This window comes from Cyanobium sp. ULC065, from assembly GCF_977927515.1.
Window position 1 is genome coordinate 2,970,204 of record NZ_OZ376393.1, and the last position, 18,156, is coordinate 2,988,359.

Annotated in this window: 23 protein-coding genes and 1 tRNA gene; 13 read left to right on the plus strand and 11 right to left on the minus strand. The window is 65.0% G+C overall.

From position 1 onward, the window contains the following. Nucleotides 1-50 precede the first annotated feature (50 nt). Nucleotides 51-725 (minus strand): cytochrome b6, encoded by a 675-nt coding sequence (gene petB, locus ACXMDP_RS14805; protein ID WP_094514048.1) that lies wholly within the window; start codon nucleotides 723-725, stop codon nucleotides 51-53. Between the two features lie 93 nt (nucleotides 726-818). Between petB and ctpZ the strand changes: the two genes are divergently transcribed. Genes ctpZ through ACXMDP_RS14820 form a run of 3 tightly spaced genes read left to right on the plus strand, consistent with a single transcriptional unit; the run spans nucleotide 819 to nucleotide 4,021 of the window. Further along, nucleotides 819-2,003, plus strand: a complete 1,185-nt coding sequence (gene ctpZ, locus ACXMDP_RS14810) for a carboxyl-terminal processing protease CtpZ (protein WP_259730083.1) — start codon at nucleotides 819-821, stop codon at nucleotides 2,001-2,003. Continuing rightward, the gene (locus tag ACXMDP_RS14815) at nucleotides 2,004-3,275 is read left to right on the plus strand and encodes an HD domain-containing protein (RefSeq protein ID WP_259730082.1); all 1,272 of its coding nucleotides are present in this window, start codon (nucleotides 2,004-2,006) and stop codon (nucleotides 3,273-3,275) included. It abuts the gene before it with no gap. Nucleotides 3,276-3,298: 23 nt separating this feature from the next. Continuing rightward, complete coding sequence (locus ACXMDP_RS14820; protein ID WP_259730081.1) at nucleotides 3,299-4,021, plus strand: septum site-determining protein MinC; 723 nt, start codon at nucleotides 3,299-3,301, stop codon at nucleotides 4,019-4,021. A gap of 73 nt (nucleotides 4,022-4,094) precedes the next feature. Here the strand turns inward: ACXMDP_RS14820 and ACXMDP_RS14825 are convergent, their stop codons facing one another. The 3 genes from ACXMDP_RS14825 to ACXMDP_RS14835 are packed head-to-tail and all read right to left on the minus strand — an operon-like array spanning nucleotide 4,095 to nucleotide 6,291. Beyond that, nucleotides 4,095-4,676, minus strand: coding sequence for a chromate transporter (locus ACXMDP_RS14825; RefSeq protein ID WP_255101481.1), 582 nt, complete (start codon nucleotides 4,674-4,676; stop codon nucleotides 4,095-4,097). 14 nt (nucleotides 4,677-4,690) lie between these two features. Continuing rightward, the gene (locus ACXMDP_RS14830; protein ID WP_259730079.1) at nucleotides 4,691-5,293 is read right to left on the minus strand and encodes a chromate transporter; all 603 of its coding nucleotides are present in this window, start codon (nucleotides 5,291-5,293) and stop codon (nucleotides 4,691-4,693) included. Continuing rightward, the gene (locus tag ACXMDP_RS14835) at nucleotides 5,293-6,291 is read right to left on the minus strand and encodes a phospholipase D-like domain-containing protein (RefSeq protein WP_259730078.1); all 999 of its coding nucleotides are present in this window, start codon (nucleotides 6,289-6,291) and stop codon (nucleotides 5,293-5,295) included. The genes ACXMDP_RS14830 and ACXMDP_RS14835 overlap by 1 nt, the downstream gene beginning before the upstream one ends. A gap of 122 nt (nucleotides 6,292-6,413) precedes the next feature. Between ACXMDP_RS14835 and minD the strand changes: the two genes are divergently transcribed. From minD to ACXMDP_RS14855, 4 genes are all read left to right on the plus strand, one after another. After that, complete coding sequence (gene minD, locus ACXMDP_RS14840) at nucleotides 6,414-7,232, plus strand: septum site-determining protein MinD (protein WP_094514061.1); 819 nt, start codon at nucleotides 6,414-6,416, stop codon at nucleotides 7,230-7,232. A 6-nt stretch (nucleotides 7,233-7,238) separates the two neighbouring features. Further along, nucleotides 7,239-7,544, plus strand: coding sequence for a cell division topological specificity factor MinE (gene minE, locus ACXMDP_RS14845; protein ID WP_094514062.1), 306 nt, complete (start codon nucleotides 7,239-7,241; stop codon nucleotides 7,542-7,544). A 120-nt stretch (nucleotides 7,545-7,664) separates the two neighbouring features. Continuing rightward, nucleotides 7,665-7,892: a response regulator transcription factor gene (locus tag ACXMDP_RS14850; protein ID WP_259730077.1), complete on the plus strand. Its 228-nt coding sequence runs from the start codon at nucleotides 7,665-7,667 to the stop codon at nucleotides 7,890-7,892. Between the two features lie 11 nt (nucleotides 7,893-7,903). Next, nucleotides 7,904-7,975 (plus strand) — tRNA-Thr (locus ACXMDP_RS14855). 194 nt (nucleotides 7,976-8,169) lie between these two features. On the opposite strand, the gene ACXMDP_RS14860 is transcribed toward ACXMDP_RS14855, so the two are convergent. The 5 genes from ACXMDP_RS14860 to ACXMDP_RS14880 all read right to left on the minus strand — a co-directional run bounded on the left by ACXMDP_RS14860 (nucleotide 8,170) and on the right by ACXMDP_RS14880 (nucleotide 11,658). Continuing rightward, the gene (locus ACXMDP_RS14860) at nucleotides 8,170-8,328 is read right to left on the minus strand and encodes a hypothetical protein (protein ID WP_198948317.1); all 159 of its coding nucleotides are present in this window, start codon (nucleotides 8,326-8,328) and stop codon (nucleotides 8,170-8,172) included. A 7-nt stretch (nucleotides 8,329-8,335) separates the two neighbouring features. Beyond that, entirely contained in the window at nucleotides 8,336-8,965 is a 630-nt protein-coding gene (locus ACXMDP_RS14865; RefSeq protein WP_259730076.1) for an L-threonylcarbamoyladenylate synthase, read from the minus strand. Next, nucleotides 8,965-9,882, minus strand: coding sequence for a peptide chain release factor N(5)-glutamine methyltransferase (gene prmC / locus ACXMDP_RS14870; RefSeq protein WP_259730075.1), 918 nt, complete (start codon nucleotides 9,880-9,882; stop codon nucleotides 8,965-8,967). The genes ACXMDP_RS14865 and prmC overlap by 1 nt, the downstream gene beginning before the upstream one ends. A 64-nt stretch (nucleotides 9,883-9,946) precedes the next feature. After that, nucleotides 9,947-11,065 (minus strand): DNA-processing protein DprA, encoded by a 1,119-nt coding sequence (locus ACXMDP_RS14875; protein WP_457766975.1) that lies wholly within the window; start codon nucleotides 11,063-11,065, stop codon nucleotides 9,947-9,949. 164 nt (nucleotides 11,066-11,229) lie between these two features. Next, nucleotides 11,230-11,658, minus strand: coding sequence for an acyl-CoA thioesterase (locus ACXMDP_RS14880; protein WP_311134140.1), 429 nt, complete (start codon nucleotides 11,656-11,658; stop codon nucleotides 11,230-11,232). Nucleotides 11,659-11,774: 116 nt separating this feature from the next. Here ACXMDP_RS14880 and ACXMDP_RS14885 point away from each other — a divergent pair, with 116 nt between their 5' ends. Continuing rightward, a complete protein-coding gene (locus tag ACXMDP_RS14885; protein ID WP_259730072.1) occupies nucleotides 11,775-12,626 on the plus strand; it encodes a universal stress protein in 852 nt (283 codons plus the stop codon). 371 nt (nucleotides 12,627-12,997) lie between these two features. Here the strand turns inward: ACXMDP_RS14885 and psbM are convergent, their stop codons facing one another. Further along, the gene (gene psbM, locus ACXMDP_RS14890; protein ID WP_094514076.1) at nucleotides 12,998-13,105 is read right to left on the minus strand and encodes a photosystem II reaction center protein PsbM; all 108 of its coding nucleotides are present in this window, start codon (nucleotides 13,103-13,105) and stop codon (nucleotides 12,998-13,000) included. A gap of 15 nt (nucleotides 13,106-13,120) precedes the next feature. Then, nucleotides 13,121-13,606, minus strand: a complete 486-nt coding sequence (locus tag ACXMDP_RS14895) for a 2Fe-2S iron-sulfur cluster-binding protein (RefSeq protein WP_094514078.1) — start codon at nucleotides 13,604-13,606, stop codon at nucleotides 13,121-13,123. Between the two features lie 223 nt (nucleotides 13,607-13,829). Here ACXMDP_RS14895 and psbB point away from each other — a divergent pair, with 223 nt between their 5' ends. The 5 genes from psbB to ACXMDP_RS14920 all read left to right on the plus strand — a co-directional run bounded on the left by psbB (nucleotide 13,830) and on the right by ACXMDP_RS14920 (nucleotide 18,136). After that, on the plus strand, nucleotides 13,830-15,389 hold the full coding sequence (gene psbB / locus ACXMDP_RS14900) for a photosystem II chlorophyll-binding protein CP47 (RefSeq protein WP_259730071.1): 1,560 nt from the start codon (nucleotides 13,830-13,832) through the stop codon (nucleotides 15,387-15,389). Nucleotides 15,390-15,413: 24 nt separating this feature from the next. Continuing rightward, nucleotides 15,414-15,509, plus strand: a complete 96-nt coding sequence (locus ACXMDP_RS14905) for a photosystem II reaction center protein T (protein ID WP_006042122.1) — start codon at nucleotides 15,414-15,416, stop codon at nucleotides 15,507-15,509. Nucleotides 15,510-15,656: 147 nt separating this feature from the next. Continuing rightward, nucleotides 15,657-16,160 carry a transcriptional regulator NrdR gene (gene nrdR / locus ACXMDP_RS14910; RefSeq protein ID WP_094514082.1) on the plus strand — a complete coding sequence of 168 codons (504 nt, stop codon included), beginning with the start codon at nucleotides 15,657-15,659 and terminating at the stop codon, nucleotides 16,158-16,160. 98 nt (nucleotides 16,161-16,258) lie between these two features. Then, the gene (locus ACXMDP_RS14915; RefSeq protein WP_094514084.1) at nucleotides 16,259-17,320 is read left to right on the plus strand and encodes a 30S ribosomal protein S1; all 1,062 of its coding nucleotides are present in this window, start codon (nucleotides 16,259-16,261) and stop codon (nucleotides 17,318-17,320) included. A 27-nt stretch (nucleotides 17,321-17,347) separates the two neighbouring features. Then, the gene (locus tag ACXMDP_RS14920; RefSeq protein WP_259730070.1) at nucleotides 17,348-18,136 is read left to right on the plus strand and encodes an HAD family hydrolase; all 789 of its coding nucleotides are present in this window, start codon (nucleotides 17,348-17,350) and stop codon (nucleotides 18,134-18,136) included. Nucleotides 18,137-18,156 lie beyond the last annotated feature (20 nt).

Sequence of the window (18,156 nt, forward strand, 5' to 3'; positions counted from 1 at the left end):
CTAGTGAGGGCGGCGGAAAGCAGAGAACAGGGGCAAAAAACAGGCAGAGATCACAAGGGACCGGAAATGCCTTGCTTACGGATCATCAGGAAGTGCATGAGCATGAAGACCGCAAGCAGCCAAGGCATCACGAAGGTGTGAAGGCTGTAGAAGCGGGTGAGGGTGGACTGACCGACGCTTTCACCACCACGGAGCAGCTCAACCATGAAGTCGCCAACCACTGGGACGGCGGCAGGAACGCCGGAAACAATCTTGACGGCCCAGTAACCCACCTGATCCCAGGGGAGGGAATAGCCGGTGACCCCGAAAGAAACTGTGATGACGGCCATGGTGACGCCGGTGATCCAGGTGAGCTCACGGGGACGCTTGAAGCCGCCGGTGAGATACACGCGGAACACGTGAAGAATGAGCATCAGCACCATCATGCTGGCGCTCCAGCGATGCACTGAGCGGATCAGCCAACCAAAGCTGACATCCGTCATGAGGTACTGAACCGAGGCATAAGCCTCAGCGACGGTGGGCTTGTAATAGAAGGTCATCGCGAAGCCGGTGGCAAACTGGATCAGAAAGCACACCAGGGTGATGCCGCCGAGGCAATAGAAAATGTTGACGTGGGGCGGCACGTATTTGGAGGAGATATCGTCTGCGATCGCCTGGATCTCCAGACGCTCCTCAAACCAGTCGTACACAGGGGACGACTTGGCAGCCGGAGACGAGTTCGCCATGCAGCAGGGGACGGTGGGTTGCGAGAGTCTACCGATTGCCGTGGACCGGTCGTGATTGCTGGCAGGCCTCTGAAACAGAGGGCATGGGCCTTGGTGTCGGCGGCCTCTTTGGCCCTGATCCTGGTGGGGTGCCCGCCCCCCGCGCAGGCCCTCAACGACGCGCAGCAACTGGTGGTGGAGGCCTGGCGCCTCGTGAACCAGAGCTATGTGGACCCCGAGCGCTTCGAGACTGTGCACTGGCGCCAGTTGCGCCAGCAGGCCCTTGAACAGAGGATCGAAAGCAGTGGTGAGGCCTACGACGCCATCGCCGCCATGCTGGGCCCGCTGGGTGACCCCTACACCCGGTTCCTCAGCCCAGCTGACTACGCCGCTCTTCGTTCAAGCACCAAAGGGAGCGTCAGCGGGGTGGGCCTGCAGCTTGGGACGGTGGGCAACGACCAGACCATCGTGGTGATTGCGCCCCTGGATGGCTCGCCGGCTGCCGAGGCGGCCATCGGCTCCGGCAGTGCCCTGCTTGAAGTGGAGGGGCAAAGCTGCGCCTCACTCGGTCTGGAGGCCACAGCGGCACGGCTGCGAGGGCCGGCTGGAAGCCGGGTTCAGCTGCTGGTGCGCTCACCCGAAGGCGTGGAACGGCTGCTGCTGCTGGAACGCAGAACCGTTGACCTGCAACCCGTGCGGCAGCGCGAGTTCAATGCGCAGGGCCACCGGCTTGGGTACCTGCGCATCAGTCAGTTCAGCGAGCAGGTGCCCGAACAGGTGCGCGACAGCCTCACTGCCTTCGACAGCCATGGAGTGGAAGGGCTTGTGCTGGACCTGCGCAACAACTCCGGCGGACTGGTGGATGCCGGAGTTGCCGTGGCCGGAGCCTTGCTGGATGGCCAGCCGATCGTGGAAACCCGCACCCGCAGCGGCCTGAGCGAAGAAAGGCAGGCCCCTCCCGGCCAACTGTTCCGCGGGCCGATGCTCACGCTGGTGAATGGCGGCACAGCCAGTGCCAGTGAGATCCTGGCCGGGGCTCTCCAGGACGATGGACGTTCGCAACTGTTGGGTAGCCGCACCTTCGGGAAAGGGCTGATTCAGACACTCATCGGGCTGGGCGACGGCAGTGGCCTCACGGTGACCGTGGCCCGCTATGTGACCCCCAGCGGCCGCGACATCCAAAGCCTGGGCATCACCCCCGATCAGGCCCTGCCCGAGCCGGAACCGCTCAACCCCGGCGGAGAGGACGACACCTGGCTGGCGGAAGCGGCCGCGAGGCTCGCCGGGGAGTTGGCCTGAATGAAACGCACCCGCACCTATCACGATCCCCTGCATGGGGCCATTCGCCTCAACCGTGACAATCCAGCCGAAGCGCTGGCCATGGAACTGGTCGATACCGTGCCGTTTCAACGGCTGCGCCGCATCCGCCAGCTGGGGCCCGCCTTTCTGACCTTTCACGGAGCTGAATCCAGCCGCTTCACCCATTCCCTCGGGGTGCTCCATCTGGTCCGTCGCGCTCTGGCGGAACTCACTCCCCAGGCTCCCGATCTGCTCGAAGCCCAGGGCGTTCTGTATGCCGCGGCCTTGCTGCACGACGTGGGCCATGGCCCGCTCAGCCACTCGGGCGAGGAGATGTATGGGTTACGGCACGAGCGCTGGTCGGCCCGGCTGGTGCGCGAGCACCCGGATCTGCGCGGCCCGATGGAGCAGTTCGCTCCCGGCACCGCCGAGGCTGTGGCCAGCCTGCTGGAAGAGGGCAGCCACCCGCATCCCTCGATCGCGGCGCTGGTGAGCAGCCAGCTCGACTGTGACCGCCTCGACTACCTGCTGCGGGACAGCCACAGCACCGGAACCTGCTTCGGACAGCTGGACCTCGACCGCCTGCTGGCCGCCCTGACCCTGGCCCCCGACCGCAGCCTTGCCATCCATCCCAAAGGCCTGATGGCAGTGGAGCACTACCTGGTGGTGCGCAATCTGATGCACCGCAGCGTGTACAACCACCGCCTCAACGTGGTCTGCAACTGGCTGCTGCGGCAGCTGATCCTGGCCGCCCGCGACGCTCGCCCCGATCAGGTGTTTGCCGATGCGGTCATGGCCCGCTGGCTGTGGGAGCCGGCGGCGCTGGATGTCTCCACCTATCTGGCCAACGATGACGTACGCACCGGGTACCACCTGCTTCGCTGGGCCGAGGACGGACCTGAGCCCCTGCGGCAGCTGAGCGCTCGCCTGCTGGAGCGCAGGCTGTTGAAGGCCCTTGACGTGAGCGCCCTGCCAGCGCAGGGCCGGTTGGAGCTGCTGGCACTGGCCCAGCGCCACGCTGCCGCCGCCGGCCTCGAACCACGGGTGTGTTGCGGGCTCGATCAGCGCCAGAGCCGTGGGTATCACCCATACAAAGGTGGGCTGCGGCTATGGGACGGTCACACGCTCGAAGCGCTAGAGGAGCGATCGCCATTGGTGAGCAGCCTGGTCAAACCGGTGGAGCTGTGTTGGCTGATCCATCCGGCTGAGGTCAACCAGCAGCTGAGGCAAGCGCTCCGGCAGCGATCGGCTGAATCGAGACCCCCTGGGTAAGTTGTCCTCCTTCGCCCGCACCGATGGCTGCCGTTCTGATTGCGGCTTCAGCGCCCGGCCTCGCCCATCAGATGCTGCTGCCGGCCTCCCCTGACGGAGCAGCCACTGCCTTTCAGAACGTGCGCCTCGCTCTGGGGCACAGACCACCGCAGGGGCCGGTGGTGCTGCAGAGCGGAACCTGGCAGCTGGATCTGCCGCAGCTGCGCGAGCTCCAGCGGTTGTTCCGCAGCCATGGCCTGAAGCTTTGCAGGGTGGAGGGGCGGTGCGAGGAAACGCTGGTGGCGGCGGCGGCGATCGGACTTGCCGTTGTCTCCAGCCGCAGCTCGGAAGAGGGGTCAGGCGCGGCGGGGAACAGCGACAGCCAGGCGAGCGGCACCGTCGCAGGGCTGCCCGGCAGCGACGGACTCAGCCTGCATCGCGGCACGCTGCGCGCCGGGGACCACGTGGAGGTGGGGGGATCGCTGCTGGTGCTGGGGGATGTGAATCCGGGCGCCCGTGTACGCGCCGCGGGTCATGTGCTCGTGTGGGGACGGCTGCGGGGCATTGCCCATGCGGGCTGCGAAGGGGATGCAAACGCCAGGATCGTGGCCTTGCACCTGCGGCCTCTGCAGTTGCGGATCGCAGATGCCGTGGCCCGCGGGCCCGAAGATCAACCACCGCTGGGCTTCTGCGAGCAGGCCACGCTGGTGGCAGGAAGCATTCGGATCGATCCGGCGGAACCGTTCTGGCCGGTGACGGAGGCCTGAAGATCCCTTGGCTGGCACGTTATCGCTGCTGAAAATCTCTGGGTTCCGGCATTGGTTCGGTGCTGCCAGCTCATCAGCGGTTGATGATCCCCAGCCCGCCCAAAAGGCCCGCCACCCCCATGAACCACAGCGGCGAAAGGCGCGTGCGCAGCATGAGGAAGCACACCACAATCGAAACGAGATAACCCGGAACCCCGTGGTTGGCCGTGTTGAGGATCTTGAAGCCCACCACGAAGAGAATGCCCAGGGTGATCGGCCCAAGACCGCGCTCAAATGCCACCCGCCAGGGGGAATGCTCCAGGCGTTTCCAGCTGAGGCAGGCGACCACCATCAGCAGCGTGGATGGAATGAGAATGGCCAGTTCAGCGGCGTAGGCACTCACGAGCGCCATCCATGGCCCTTCCTTCCAGGCCGCCCCCATGCCCAGCAACCCCACAATCATTGAGCTGGGGCCCGGGGCCGCCTCCGCCAGCGCGTAGATATCCGAGAACTGGGAATCGGTGAGCCAGCAGAACTGCTCCACACTGATGTGGTGATACTCCGCCAGCAGGGTGTTGCCGCCTCCCAGCGAAAACAACGAAAGAGAAAGGAAGGTCCAGATCAGTTGAAGGAAGTCACCCAGCTGAGTGGTGGGAGGGGTCGCGCAGGAAAGCAAGACCAACGGCGAGCTCATAACGGCTCCTGGGCGCTGCTGCGGGGCCAGTACCAGACCATGGCCAGTGGACCCGCCACCAGCACCATCGGAATCAGCCGCACATGGAACACGGCCATCGCCACAAAGGTGAGCGCAGCCAGTAGCAGGGCAACCCGATCTCGCCAGTAGGTGTGCAGGATCTTGAAGCCCATCGACAGGGCCATGCCGGCCGCCGCTGCAACGACCCCGGCCAGCACCCGATCCACGGCCGGGATCTCATGCACCTGGAAATACACGAGGCCGAGCAGCATCAGCAGCGTGAATGGCACCACCAACATGCCGGCAAGAGCCACCAGCGCTCCGACGAGCCCGTGAAAACTGGCGCCGATGTAAACGGCCATGTTGATCTGGTTGGGCCCGGGGAACAGGCGCGCCACGGTGAGGCCGGTGAGGAAGTCCTGGTCGGACATCCAGCGGCGCTGCTCCACCACGATGCGCTGGCTCCAGGCCGAAAGGCCACCGCCAAAGGAGGAGAGCGCGACCTGCAGCATGCCGATGAACAGCTGACGGAGGCCGGGGGGTGGCGCCAGCCCGGCAGGGCACGGAATCGGGTGCGGTTCGGGAGCAGACGCAGGCATCAATCGTGCACGAAGTGGGGATCAGGGGGGAGTTCACCCAGTTCGTGCAGGCTTGGATTGAGCGGGTCGGGGGCGGCATAGGGGCTGGCCTGCTCCCAGTCGGCTGCGAACGTGGCCTTGAGCCGTTCCACCACGGCCGGGGCATCACACTCGATGCCCAACTCCCGGCGCAGATCAAAGGCGCTGCGGTCGATGTTCATGGATCCGGTCTGGGCGGCAATGCCATCCATGAGGATCAGCTTGGCGTGCAGCTTGAGATGTTTCTGCCGCCGCACCTTCACACCGAAGCGTTCCATCACCCGCAGCGATGAGAAGGTGTCGTAGATGTCCCAGTCACTGATGCCGTGCTTTCCTCCGCAGAGCACGCGCACCTTCACCCCCCTTTCGCGGGCCGAAATGATCCGGTCGAGGATCACCGCATCCACGAACTTGGGATGCTGGATCCACAGCGTGTTGTTGGCAGCATCCACGATCCGCGCCATCTGGCCGCGGCTGTGCAGACTGCTCCACAGCAGGCCGACCGCCAGATCAGGGGAGAAGAAGGTGCGGTTCCAGTCGGCCTCGAAGCCAGCAATCACCTGCTCCACCACAGCTTTGGCACAGCTCACCACGCCATAGTCCCGCGTCTGGGTGAAGTACTTGTCACTCAGGTTGAAGGTGGCGATGAGGGCCTGTTCGCGGTCCACCACCATCGATTTCTCGTGGGTCACAGGGAAGGCTTCGCTCGTCCAGTTCACCTCCATGCCCCAGTCACACAGGCGCTGGTAGGCGGCATCGTTCCAACGATCGCCGCCGGAAGTGTGAGGATTGAGCATCACCCGCACCTGCACACCACGTTGATGGGCCCGCAGCAAGGCCGCTTCCACCGCTTCCGATTCCAGCTTGAACTGCTTCAGCAGCAGTTGCTCCCTGGCCTCTTCAATGAGCGCCACCACCGCTTCAGCGCCGTCGTCGGGCATGACCAGAAGCCTCTGGTAATGGGGGAGCGGATCCGGCATCGGACAGGTGACAGCACGTGCACCGTTTTACTGGGCTCAGGAGCGTCTCGCCCGCAGCAGCAACGGGTACGGAGGGTGCCGACCACAAGTGGACGTAACCTGCAGGCATCCCTGGCAGCGCCGTGACCTCCGCCTCGAGCCGCACGATCCTCATCTGCTCCGGCAAGGGGGGGGTCGGCAAGACCACCCTCACCGCCAACCTCGGCATCGCCCTGGCCAAGCAAGGCGCCAGAACCGCCGTGTTGGATGCCGATTTCGGTCTGCGCAATCTGGATCTGCTGCTCGGCCTCGAAAACCGGATCGTCTACACGGCGCAGGAAGTGCTCGCGGAAACCTGCCGCCTGGAGCAGGCTCTGGTGAAGCACAAGCAGGAGCCGAATTTATCGCTGCTGCCCGCAGGCAACCCACGCATGCTCGAGTGGCTCACGCCCGACGACATGAAGAAGATCGTGGCCATGCTGGAGGAGCGCTTTGATTTCGTACTGATCGACTGCCCGGCCGGCATCGAGGACGGCTTCAAGAATGCAGCGGCCGCCTCCCGCGAGGCCCTGATCGTGACCACTCCGGAAGTGTCCGCGGTGCGGGACGCCGACCGGGTGATCGGCCTGCTGCAGACGCGGGAAATCCAGCCGGTGCAGCTGGTGCTGAACCGGGTGCGGCCAAAGATGATGGCCAATCAGGAGATGCTGGCCGTCGACGACGTGACCGACATCCTCGCCCTGCCGCTGGTGGGCCTGGTGCTGGAGGACGAGCAGGTGATCGTGTCGACCAACCGCGGCGAACCGCTCACCCTCAATGGCAGCCGCTCCCCCGCAGGCCAGGCATACATGAACGTGGCCAGGCGCCTGCGGGGCGAGGACGTTCCACTGGTGGATCCCACCAAGAAAGCACCTGGGCTGAGGGCCAAGATCGGCCGCTTGATGCAAACCAAGATCTTCTGATCACCGATGACGCTCCGCGAACTCATCGACAAGCTGCTTGGACGTCAACCGGCCAGCGCTGCCACCGCCAAGCAGAGGCTGCAGCTGGTGCTGGCTCACGATCGCAGTGATCTGAATCCTGAACTGCTGGAGCAGATGCGCCGTGAAATCCTTGAAGTGGTGTCGCGCTACGTGGAAATCGATCTGGAGGAAGGCGATGTGAGCCTGGAAACCGAAGACCGCGTGACTGCTCTGGTGGCCAACCTGCCGATCAAGCGGGCCCGCCCCACACCGTTACCTCCACCGCCTGGCACGGCTGCCGCCTCCGCCTGAGCAAGCCAGCGGCTTCAGCCGCTGGCCATGGGCTACGCCGGAGTGAAGTGGGAACCAGGGCCAGCAACGAGGGCGAAGCTGCGGTTGCGTGGGAACCCTGGCATGAGCCCCACTTCAGCGATGGATCCCTTGCCTGCCACCAGCGAACCCACACTGACTTCACCCGTGCTCACCCCTGCCGAAAGGCGCGTGCTGCATATGTTGAAAGATGGGAGAAGCAACAAAGGCATTGCCGCCGCCCTTACCTTGAGCCACCGCACCGTGGAAAGCCACGTGTCGCACTTGCTGGCAAAAACCGGCTGCAACAACCGGAGCCAGCTGCTGCTGTGGGCTCTGGGGGAGAGATAAGCTCAACGCGTGCCGGCTTAGCTCAGCGGTAGAGCAGCGCTTTTGTAAAGCGAAGGCCATCGGTTCAAATCCGTTAGCCGGCTTCTCTTTGCCCTCAAGCTCACTGCTGTTTCCTTCTCGCCAGCAGGTTCCGGCGGCGTGCCGGCCTTCCCCGTGCTGTGCAACAGCATTGCTCCTTGCCGCTTGATGCTGTTTTGCTCTATGCCCTGCAGGACGTCAGCGGCTCAGGAGGCAAGACAAGCAACACACGGGGAAGCCCCAGAGCCGACGCCGTCTTTCAGGAGCGCCGGCCCGCCAGCAACCAGCCGCCAGCGATCAGCGGCAGCCAGATCCAGCCGCTCAAGGAGAGGAGCGGCGTGAAGGCGCGCAGCACCGGCTCCAGGAGTGCGTCGAATCCCGTGAGCAGGAACACGATCAGCAGGATCAGCCAGAGCATGGCGGAATCATGGCGCGCCGTTGATGGGCATCACAGCCCCACGCCGCAGCACTTCCCAGCGATCGTCCGGATGCCAGCGAAGCACCGTGCTGGCCTGGCCCTCCATCGACGGCCACGGCAGCGGAGCCAGGATCGGCAACCCGCCGAACACCGCAGCCACCTCGACAGGGGTGCGGCAAGGCGGCTCCCCTGAGCGGTTGGCGCTTGTGGTGGCCAGAGGGCCGGTGCGCCGCAGCAGATCCAAAGCCTGGGCACAGGCTGGAATGCGCAGGCCCAGGGAGATTCCCTGCTTGGGCGCACTGGGCTGCAGGGCCTCAACGATCGGGCCGCTCGCCGGCAGCACGAGGGTGACCGCGCCTGGCCAGCAGCGCGCCGCCATCTCCAGCCAGGACGGCTGAAGAGGTTGGTGCAACGCCGCAAACAACGGCTCCGGATCTGCCCCCATGAGGATGAGCGGCTTGCCTTCAGGGCGCTGCTTGAGACGCCAGATCTGGGCGGCCACAAGTGGTTGGGTGGCCAGGGCGGGAAGGGTGTCGGTGGGAAACACCGCTGCTCCGCCACCGACCAGGTGCTGAGCCAGAGCCGCTGGCCCGAGGGTAAGCGGCAGAGAGGAACCAGGAGCAGGCAACGAATCCATCAGTGGGGAATGGGCGGACGCCGGCCCTGGGCAAAGCGGAAGTGCCCTTCCAGATCCTTGTGGGCAACAACCGCTTCCAGACCGGCCGCGCTGAGCAGAGCGCACACGGCGGAGGATTGGTCGTGGTGATGCTCGAGCAGCAGCCAGCCCCCGGGGGCCAGAGCCTGGAGAGCTCCGGCGGCAATCAAGCGAACTGCATCAAGGCCATCGGCACCGCCATCGAGGGCGAGATGGGGTTCATGCCAGCGCACCACGGGATCGAGCTGGCTCACCTCGGCTGAGGGGATGTAGGGGGGATTGCTGACCACCAGATCGAGCTGCCCCCAGACGGCCTGCAGGGGGTCCCACCAGGACCCTTCCAGCTGTGCGACCCGGCCTTGGACGCGGGCGCGCTGGAGATTGTTGTGCGTGTGGTGAAGCGCCTCCGGGGAGCAATCCACTGCCCATCCCTGAGCCTCTGGGAAAGCCAGCGCCAGCGCCACTGCCAGGCAACCGGAACCGCAGCCAAGATCGGCCCAGCGGCGTGGCCAGCCGGGGGCGAGGGCGCCGGCATGCTCCAAGGCCAGTTCCACCAGCCATTCGGTTTCCTGGCGGGGAATCAGGGCCCCGGGCCCCACAACGAGCTCCAGATCGCGCCAGGGGCATAACCCCACCAGGTATTGAAGGGGGATGTGCTCGCTCAGATGACGGCGCCAGAGGCGCTCGATCTCGCCGAGGCTGCATCGCAGATCCACGCTGAGCTCAGGCTCAAGCCGCAGGCGATGGCGGCCGCGGCCATCCACTCCGCCGGCGAGATCCAGCAGCCAATCGAAATCTGCGGCAACTCCGCCGAGGCGAAGTTGTTCGCGGCGCCAAGGCCAGAGTTCCTTGCCGCTGAGCCGAATCGGCCCTGCGGAGCCTGTGGATGGGGTTTCCACGGGGGAGAACGTCTGTGGCGAGGCTGGAACTGCGATGGGACTGCGTTTGGCCGATGCGGAAAGGCTAAGCAAAGCTGCCGTGGGCGGGCCGCCAGTACAGCCCAGGCTCGGCGCTGATCAGCCCCGCCAACTCCAGATCCAGAAGCAGGCTGGAGAGATGCGCTGGTGGCTCTCCAAGAGACTGGCAAAGGTGCTCAAGCGAGGCCCCGCTGCCCAGTGCGGCGAGCAGATTCCGCTGCACAAACGTCAGTGCCCCCACCCGGCAAGATGGCAAACCTGTGGCCCGCTCAGCGGAGCTCTGCGCCTGCAACAGCGGGCCGGGGCCCAGCTGGTGCACAAGATCCCCAGGCTGCAGCAACGGTGTGGCACCTTGCAGCAGCAAGCGGTTGCTGCCCTGGGCAGACACCTTGGCCGCATCGGCCGGCACCACCCAGAGCGGCAGACCCTGCTCCCAGGCCAGCGCCGCGGAATGGAGAGCGCCACTTTTGAAGGGGCACTCGATCACTACCACCGCCTTTGCTAGGGCCACCTGCAGGCGGTTGCGGGCGGCGAAATGGCCACGCTGAACCGAGGCGCCCGGGGGTTGCTCGGTGATCAGCAGCCCCCGGGCGGCCACAAACTGCTGAAGGGGCCCGTGATGGCGGGGATAAGCCCGCCTTAGCGGCGTGCCGAGCACCGCCACTGGCTTGCCATCCTGAGCCAGACACCCTCGATGGGCGGCGGCATCGATGCCATCGGCGAGGCCGCTCACCACAGGCCAGCCTGCCGCGGCAAGGGCAGCACCCACGGCCTCCGCCATCGCCAGACCGTGCAGGGAGGGGTTGCGGGTGCCCACCACAGCCACTGCCTCGCGGCGGCGCAGCACCGGCCATAAGGCGCCCTGCCCCTGCCAGTAGATCGCCAGGGGTGGCCGTTCCAGGGCAGTGAACGCCCGCGGGTTGGCGGGATCCCCGGGAAGCAGCACCCGGCACATCGCCGCCGGCGCCGGCTTGCCGGCGGCGACCGGATCGGCGCCGTGCCGCTGCCGATAGGCCTCCACAGCGGCCCGCAACCCTGCACCCAACCCCTGCACAGCGGCAAGATCCGCGGCCGGCACCTTCCAGGCCTCTTCCAGAGAGCCGAACCGCTGCTCCAGCCCCTCCAGCCGCCGGATTCCCAGACCCGGGCAGCCAGCCCAGAGCAACCACCACCGCCGACGCCGCTCTGGCCATGGCAGCCCCATCTCAGACGTGGGATTGCCAGAAACGAAGCCCTTGGGCCATGGGCTCGGCACAGCGCCAGAGCCCCGAGGAAAGCTGACGGCAACAAGCTCTCCCATTCCGCCGACAAAAGATCAGTACGCTTGTACTATGGCATGGCGGTCCGAGGGCCCCGCCGCAGGGCTGCCAGCGCCTCCGCCAGATCGGCGGGCGGTTGGCGTCGCAGCCGCCGCTGTGGAACGCCCCCGGCCGGATGGGGCCTGGATTCCACCAGCACAAGCTCCACCCGCGCGGTGGCAGCCACATGCCCTTCCATGCCCACGAACCTGCTGCACCAGGGCAGTCGCAGCCCCTGCGCCTCACCCACCATGCTCTCGATCTCCACGCAGTCACCGTGCTGGAGCGGGCGGCGGTAGTCGATGGTGAGCGAAACCACCGGCAGCTCAAGGCCCCGGTCGGAGAGCACCCGGTAGGGCAAGCCCACCGCTGCCAGCGCCTCCACCCACGCCTCCTCCAACCAGCGGAGGTAGGCCCCGTGCCACATCACCCCTGCGTGATCCGTGTGCTGAGGCAACACGCGCCGGGTCAGACGCCAGGGCCAGGTCGGTTCACGATCGTCCATTACGACCTCGACAGGGCGGAGCTGCTGGCCCCGGAGGCGGCCATAGGCTGATTTTGAACCGTGACGCCCCCGTGTTTCGCAACCTTCTGATCGCCGATTCCGGCAAAGGTCATGTGGAGGAAATGGTGCGCATGCTGCGCGACCTCCCGGCCTTCCGGCAGGCACGGCTCAACCTGCTCCATGTGGTGCCCGAGCAGTCGGGGGAAACCGTGCAGGAGCACTGGCAGCGTGCCGGCGGGTTGATGGCGGAGGCCGTTCAACGCCTGGGCCTCAATCCCACCGATGTGAACACGATCATCCGTCAGGGGGATGCCAAGCAGACTGTGCTGAAGGTGGCCGATGAGCTGGATGCCGACCTGATCGTGATGGGGTCGCGCGGCCTTGGACGGCTGCAGTCGATCCTGGGCAACAGCTCGAGCCAATACGTCTTCCAGCTGTCCACGCGGCCCATGCTGCTGGTCCGCGACGACCTTTACGTCCGGCATCTCAACAGGGTGATGGTGACCATCGATGGCACCGGCGTGGGCGATGACGCCCTCAAGATCGCCTGTGAGCTGGTGAAGGAGATTCCCGGGGGCACGCTCACCGGTGTGCACGTGAGCCGCCAGCAACTGGCTCCCAGCCGAGGCGGAAAAACCCCGGCAGACGAGGTGCTGGAGAAGGCCAAGCAGCGCGCGCGCAGCTTTGGCGTGGAGCTCAAGGGGGTGCACCGCGATGGCAACGATGTGGGCCGGGAAGTGTGCGCAGCAGCCAAGGAGATCGAGGCCGATCTGCTGGTGATTGCCTCTCAGGATCGTCGCCCGCTGGTGGCCAAGGCACTGGTGGACATCGATCGGCTGCTCGGGACCTCGGTAAGCGACTTCATCCGGGTGCACGCTCCCGCGCCGGTGCTGCTGGTGCGCGAACCCGAACGCCGCGCCTGAATCCGAAAGCTCTGGCCCGCTTCAGCCGGAGCCGGTGGTGCAGTTGTCAGGTAATGGCGTAAAGGCAGTTGCATGGAGGCAATTGCGTTCGTGCAGTTGCTTTCAGGCAGCTGGCTTCACGGCCTGAAGAACGACCACCTGACTGGATCTCTAGCAAGCAGAACCAACGGCCAGCTCTGGGGAAAACCTTTCCTGCGGCAAAAGGCGTGAGCAAACCACTGGGTTGCGCCCATGCGTTGCGCTCACCTTGCCCGAAAGCTGTGAGCGGAGGGAGCGATGCAGGCGGACGAAAAAACGGGTTTCTCTCTGCCAAAAATAACCCCAGGGCAAACCTGAGGTTGCTCTGGGGTGAAAAAGCGCCAGGTGCGGGCTCAGCCTTGCTGGCGGCTGTTGGTCTGGATGTAGAGGATGATCAGGAAAATGGCCGGGACCAGCACGAACAACAGGCTGGCCACGAAACCGAGATCGTTGGTTTCCATCAAGGCATGGAGGACTCAGCGGACCGTATCACCATTGCCAGACGCTTCAGGAAGCCCTTCACCCGTCGTTGCGGTCGTGGCGCCCTCGTCCTCGTCGTCCAACGGCGCTTCCACCACGGGCCAGCTGGTGGGGCCCTCCGGCAGCGGCTGCTGATGGGCCTCCGCAAGCAGCCGGTCACCGTCCGGCAAGGCGACCTGGGGGCGAGTCACCACGATCAGCGAGCGCTGCACCAGCGCCTGGCAAGCCAGGCGCCAGTTCCCAGGACGCTTGAGCAGCTTCCGCTCCTCCACAGCGGTGCGTGGGGAGAGGGCGGCCGCAGACGTTGCCGGCTCCTCGACCGCCACAAAACAGGTGATGCACTGGCCGCAGCCGCCGCAATTGCCCAATTTCCCCTTCAGGCCATAGATCTCCACCCCTTCGCGCAGGGCCACCTCCCGCAGGTTTTCGCCGGGATAACAGCTGACATCACGGCCTTCACGAACAAAGCGGATCACGGGCATGGAGGAACGGCTCAAACCACGCCATTGTGCTCCTAAGGTTGCGAAATGTAACTACACAATCGCGACAGGGCCAGACCCCGTATCACGGCTCGTTTCAGCTCCCTTGGTGGCCTCTCCGCAACGGAAGGAAACCCTTACGATCGCCAGCACGGAACGATCCATCTGATCGTCCGCTGCTCGGGTCACACCCTTGCAGCCGTTTGTTTCCCCGGACCTAACCCCCATGGGATTGCCCTGGTATCGGGTGCACACGGTCGTGATCAACGACCCGGGCCGCCTTCTGGCCGTGCACCTCATGCACACCGCTCTTGTTGCCGGCTGGGCCGGCTCCATGGCGCTTTACGAGCTCGCCATCTTCGATCCCTCCGACCCGGTGCTCAACCCCATGTGGCGCCAGGGCATGTTTGTGATGCCCTTCATGGCCCGCCTCGGGGTCACAGGCAGCTGGGGAGGCTGGAGCATCACCGGTGAAACCGGTGTCGACCCTGGCTTCTGGAGCTTCGAAGGCGTAGCCGCCGCTCACATCATTTTCAGTGGCCTGCTGTTCCTTGCCGCCATCTGGCACTGGACCTACTGGGATCTTGAGATCTGGCAGGACCCTCGCACAGGCGAGCCCGCCCTGGATCTGCCCAAGATCTTCGGCATCCACCTCCTGCTGGCCGGCCTCGGTTGCTTCGGCTTCGGAGCCTTTCACCTCACAGGCGTCTTCGGCCCTGGAATGTGGGTATCCGATGCCTACGGCCTCACCGGGCACCTTGAGCCCGTTCAGCCCTCATGGGGGCCCGAAGGATTCAACCCCTTCAACCCCGGTGGAATCGTGGCTCACCACATCGCCGCCGGCATCGTTGGGATCATCGCCGGCATCTTCCACATCACCACGCGCCCCCCGGAGCGTCTTTACAAGGCTCTGCGGATGGGCAACATCGAAACGGTGCTCGCCAGCGCGATCGCAGCCGTTTTCTTTGCAGCCTTCATCGTGGCTGGCACGATGTGGTACGGCTCTGCGGCCACCCCAGTCGAGTTGTTCGGTCCCACCCGCTACCAGTGGGATCAGGGCTACTTCAAAACCGAGATCAACCGGCGCGTGGCCACGGCCATGGAGTCCGGAGCCAGCAAGAAGGAGGCTTACGCCTCCATCCCTGAGAAGCTTGCCTTCTTTGACTACGTCGGCAACAGTCCTGCCAAGGGAGGTCTGTTCCGCGTCGGCCCGATGGTGAACGGTGACGGCCTGCCCACCAGCTGGCTGGGTCATATCAGCTTCACCGACAAAGAAGGGCGCGATCTCCAGGTTCGCCGTCTGCCCAACTTCTTCGAGAACTTCCCCGTGGTCCTTGAAGACAGCGCAGGCATTGTGCGGGCTGACATCCCCTTCCGCCGCGCCGAAGCGAAGTACTCCTTCGAGCAGACCGGCGTCACCGCCACCGTCTACGGCGGTGCTCTCGACGGTCAGACCTTCACCGACCCTGCAGACGTGAAGCGCCTGGCACGCAAGGCCCAGCTGGGTGAAGCCTTCGAATTCGATCGCGACACCTATCACTCCGATGGCACCTTCCGCAGCTCCCCGCGCGGCTGGTTCACCTTCGGGCACGCCACCTTCGCGCTGCTCTTCTTCTTCGGCCACATCTGGCACGGGGCTCGCACCCTCTACCGCGATGTGTTCGCAGGCATCGATCCTGATCTTGGCGAGCAGGTCGAATTCGGCCTCTTCCAGAAACTCGGTGACCGCTCCACCCGTCGGATCCCCGAGGGCTTCGTGCCCCCGGCCGGCAGCACGCTCAGCTGATCGTCCCTTCGCACGAGAACCTCGATGGAGAGCTTCGCCTACATCCTGATCCTGACCCTGGCGATCGCCACCCTGTTCTTCGCCATCGCCTTCCGCGATCCCCCGAAGATCGGCAAGTGATCCCTGTCCAGCTCTGCCCCCGCCCCGGCGGGGGCTTTTTCATGCCGACGGGCCGGAGAGAGGGGGGGGAACCTGAGGGCGAGAACCCTTTTCATTGAATGAATGTCTGCTTACAATTGATAAGCGCAACTTGCGGCGAAAAAAGGGATGCAATGTCCCTCCTGCCAACACACCGACAGCCGGGTCCTCGAATCCCGATCCGCAGATGGAGGCAGGAGTGTGCGCCGTCGCAGAGAGTGCCTCAACTGCGAAGCCCGCTTCACCACCTACGAGAGGGTTGAAACGGTTCCGGTCACCGTGGTGAAGCGCAACGGCCAGCGGGAGCTGTTCAGCCGCGAGAAGCTGCTGCACGGACTGATCCGCGCTTGCGAAAAAACCGGCCTGGAGCCGGCCCGGTTGGAAACCGTGATCGACGAGATCGAGCTGCAGCTCCAGCAACGCGGCGGTCGTGAGGTCAGCAGTGCCGAGATCGGCGAGCTCGTGCTCCAGCAGCTCGGCGAGATGAGTGAAGTGGCCTACGTGCGCTTCGCCTCGGTGTATCGCCAGTTCCAGGGGATCAGCGATTTCGTTTCCGCCCTCGAAGGGCTGAGCCGGCGTCCCGCCAAGCGCCGCAACGACGGATCCAGCCCGGCACTGGCCATCTTGAACTGACGGTCGCGCCGATTCGTATAGTCGGAGATTGGGTTTGCGCTGTCGGCGGGCAGCCAGGCCGAACCTTCGCTCTGCCACAGGCAGACCGCCACTCCTTCATGACCGTGACCCCTTCCGACATCAGCAGCGCCGAGGCCGACCTCGAACTCATCGACACCATCGCCGCTGATCTGGACCTCGACATTCCGGAAGAGGTTCCCACCGCTGACGACCCCTCGAGCCGGGCTGCAAGCCGCGACGCCGATGGGGCCGGTTTTACCCTGGAGGAGTTCGCCTCTCTTCTCAGCAAGTACGACTACAACTTCAAACCCGGCGACGTGGTGAACGGCACTGTGTTCGCCATGGAGCCAAAGGGCGCCATGATCGACATCGGCGCCAAGACGGCTGCCTTCATGCCTCTCCAGGAGGTCTCGATCAACCGCGTCGAGAACCTCAGCGACGTGCTGGAGCCCGGTGAGGTTCGCGAATTCTTCATCCTCAGCGAGGAGAACGAAGACGGCCAGCTCACCCTCTCCATCCGCCGCATTGAGTACCAGCGGGCCTGGGAGCGCGTGCGTCAGCTCCAGAAGGAAGACGCCACGATCTACAGCGAAGTGTTTGCCACCAACCGTGGCGGTGCCCTGGTGCGGGTGGAAGGCCTGCGTGGCTTCATCCCCGGCAGCCACATCAGCACCCGCAAGCCGAAGGAAGATCTCGTCGCCGACTTCCTGCCCCTGAAGTTCCTGGAGGTGGACGAAGAGCGGAACCGTCTGGTGCTCAGCCATCGCCGCGCCCTGGTGGAACGCAAGATGAACCGCCTCGAGGTCGGCGAAGTGGTGATCGGCACCGTGCGTGGCATCAAGCCCTACGGCGCCTTCATCGACATCGGCGGCGTCAGCGGCCTGCTGCACATCTCCGAGATCAGCCACGAGCACATCGAAACACCCCACACGGTGCTCAATGTCAACGATCAGATGAAGGTGATGATCATCGACCTCGATGCAGAACGTGGTCGGATCTCCCTCTCCACCAAGGCGCTCGAACCCGAACCCGGTGACATGCTCACCGATCCCCAGAAGGTGTTCGACAAGGCCGAAGAGATGGCCGCCCGCTACAAGCAGATGTTGCTGGAACAGGCTGAAGAGAGTGAGCCGATGGGCGTCACCCTCGACCTCGACTGATCCACGCCTCTCCCCCCGGGTGCATCCATGGCCGTCCTGGCCCTGCGCGGTGAACCGATTGGCCAGTTGGATGCCGTTCTGTTCGACAAGGACGGAACCCTCAGCCATAGCGAGCCATTGCTGACCAGCCTGGCCCGCACCCGCATCGATCTCTGCGAGGCACGGGTGGCGCCTGAGCGCCGCCTTGAGCTGCGTGAACTGCTGGAGCGGGCTTATGGGCTCACGGGCGATCGTCTCCACCCTGCCGGAACCACTGCGGTGGCCAGCCAGAGCCACAACCTCATCTCCACCGCCACGGTGTTCTGCCTGGTGGGACTGGGCTGGCCGGAAGCCCTCCGCCACAGCGAGGAGGTGTTCTTTTGCACCGATGCTGCGCCAGGGGAGGATCAGGCCGCTGCTGTAGCTTTGCCTACCCAGGGCCTGGAGCGGCTGCTGGCTGAGCTCGACACTGCGGGCGTGGTGATCGGGGTGATCAGCAACGATCAAGCCACAGGTATCGAGCGCTTTCTGAGGGCCCATCAACTTCAGCACCACATTCGTGGCATCTGGAGTGCCGATCACAAGCCCGCCAAGCCCGACCCGGGCGCCGTGCATGGGTTCTGCAGGCAGCTCGGTGTGGAACCGGCGGCCTGCGCCCTGATCGGCGACGCCGACAGCGACCTATCCATGGCTGAGGCCGCAGGAGTTGCCGTGGCCTTGGGGTATCTCTCCGGCTGGCTCACACCACCGGCGCTCGACGCCCGCTACCCCCGCATCCACCATTGGTCGGAGCTCACTGTGCTGGAGGCACCGGGCACCAACGGATCCGCTACCTGAGTACGAACCCCTGGGGATTC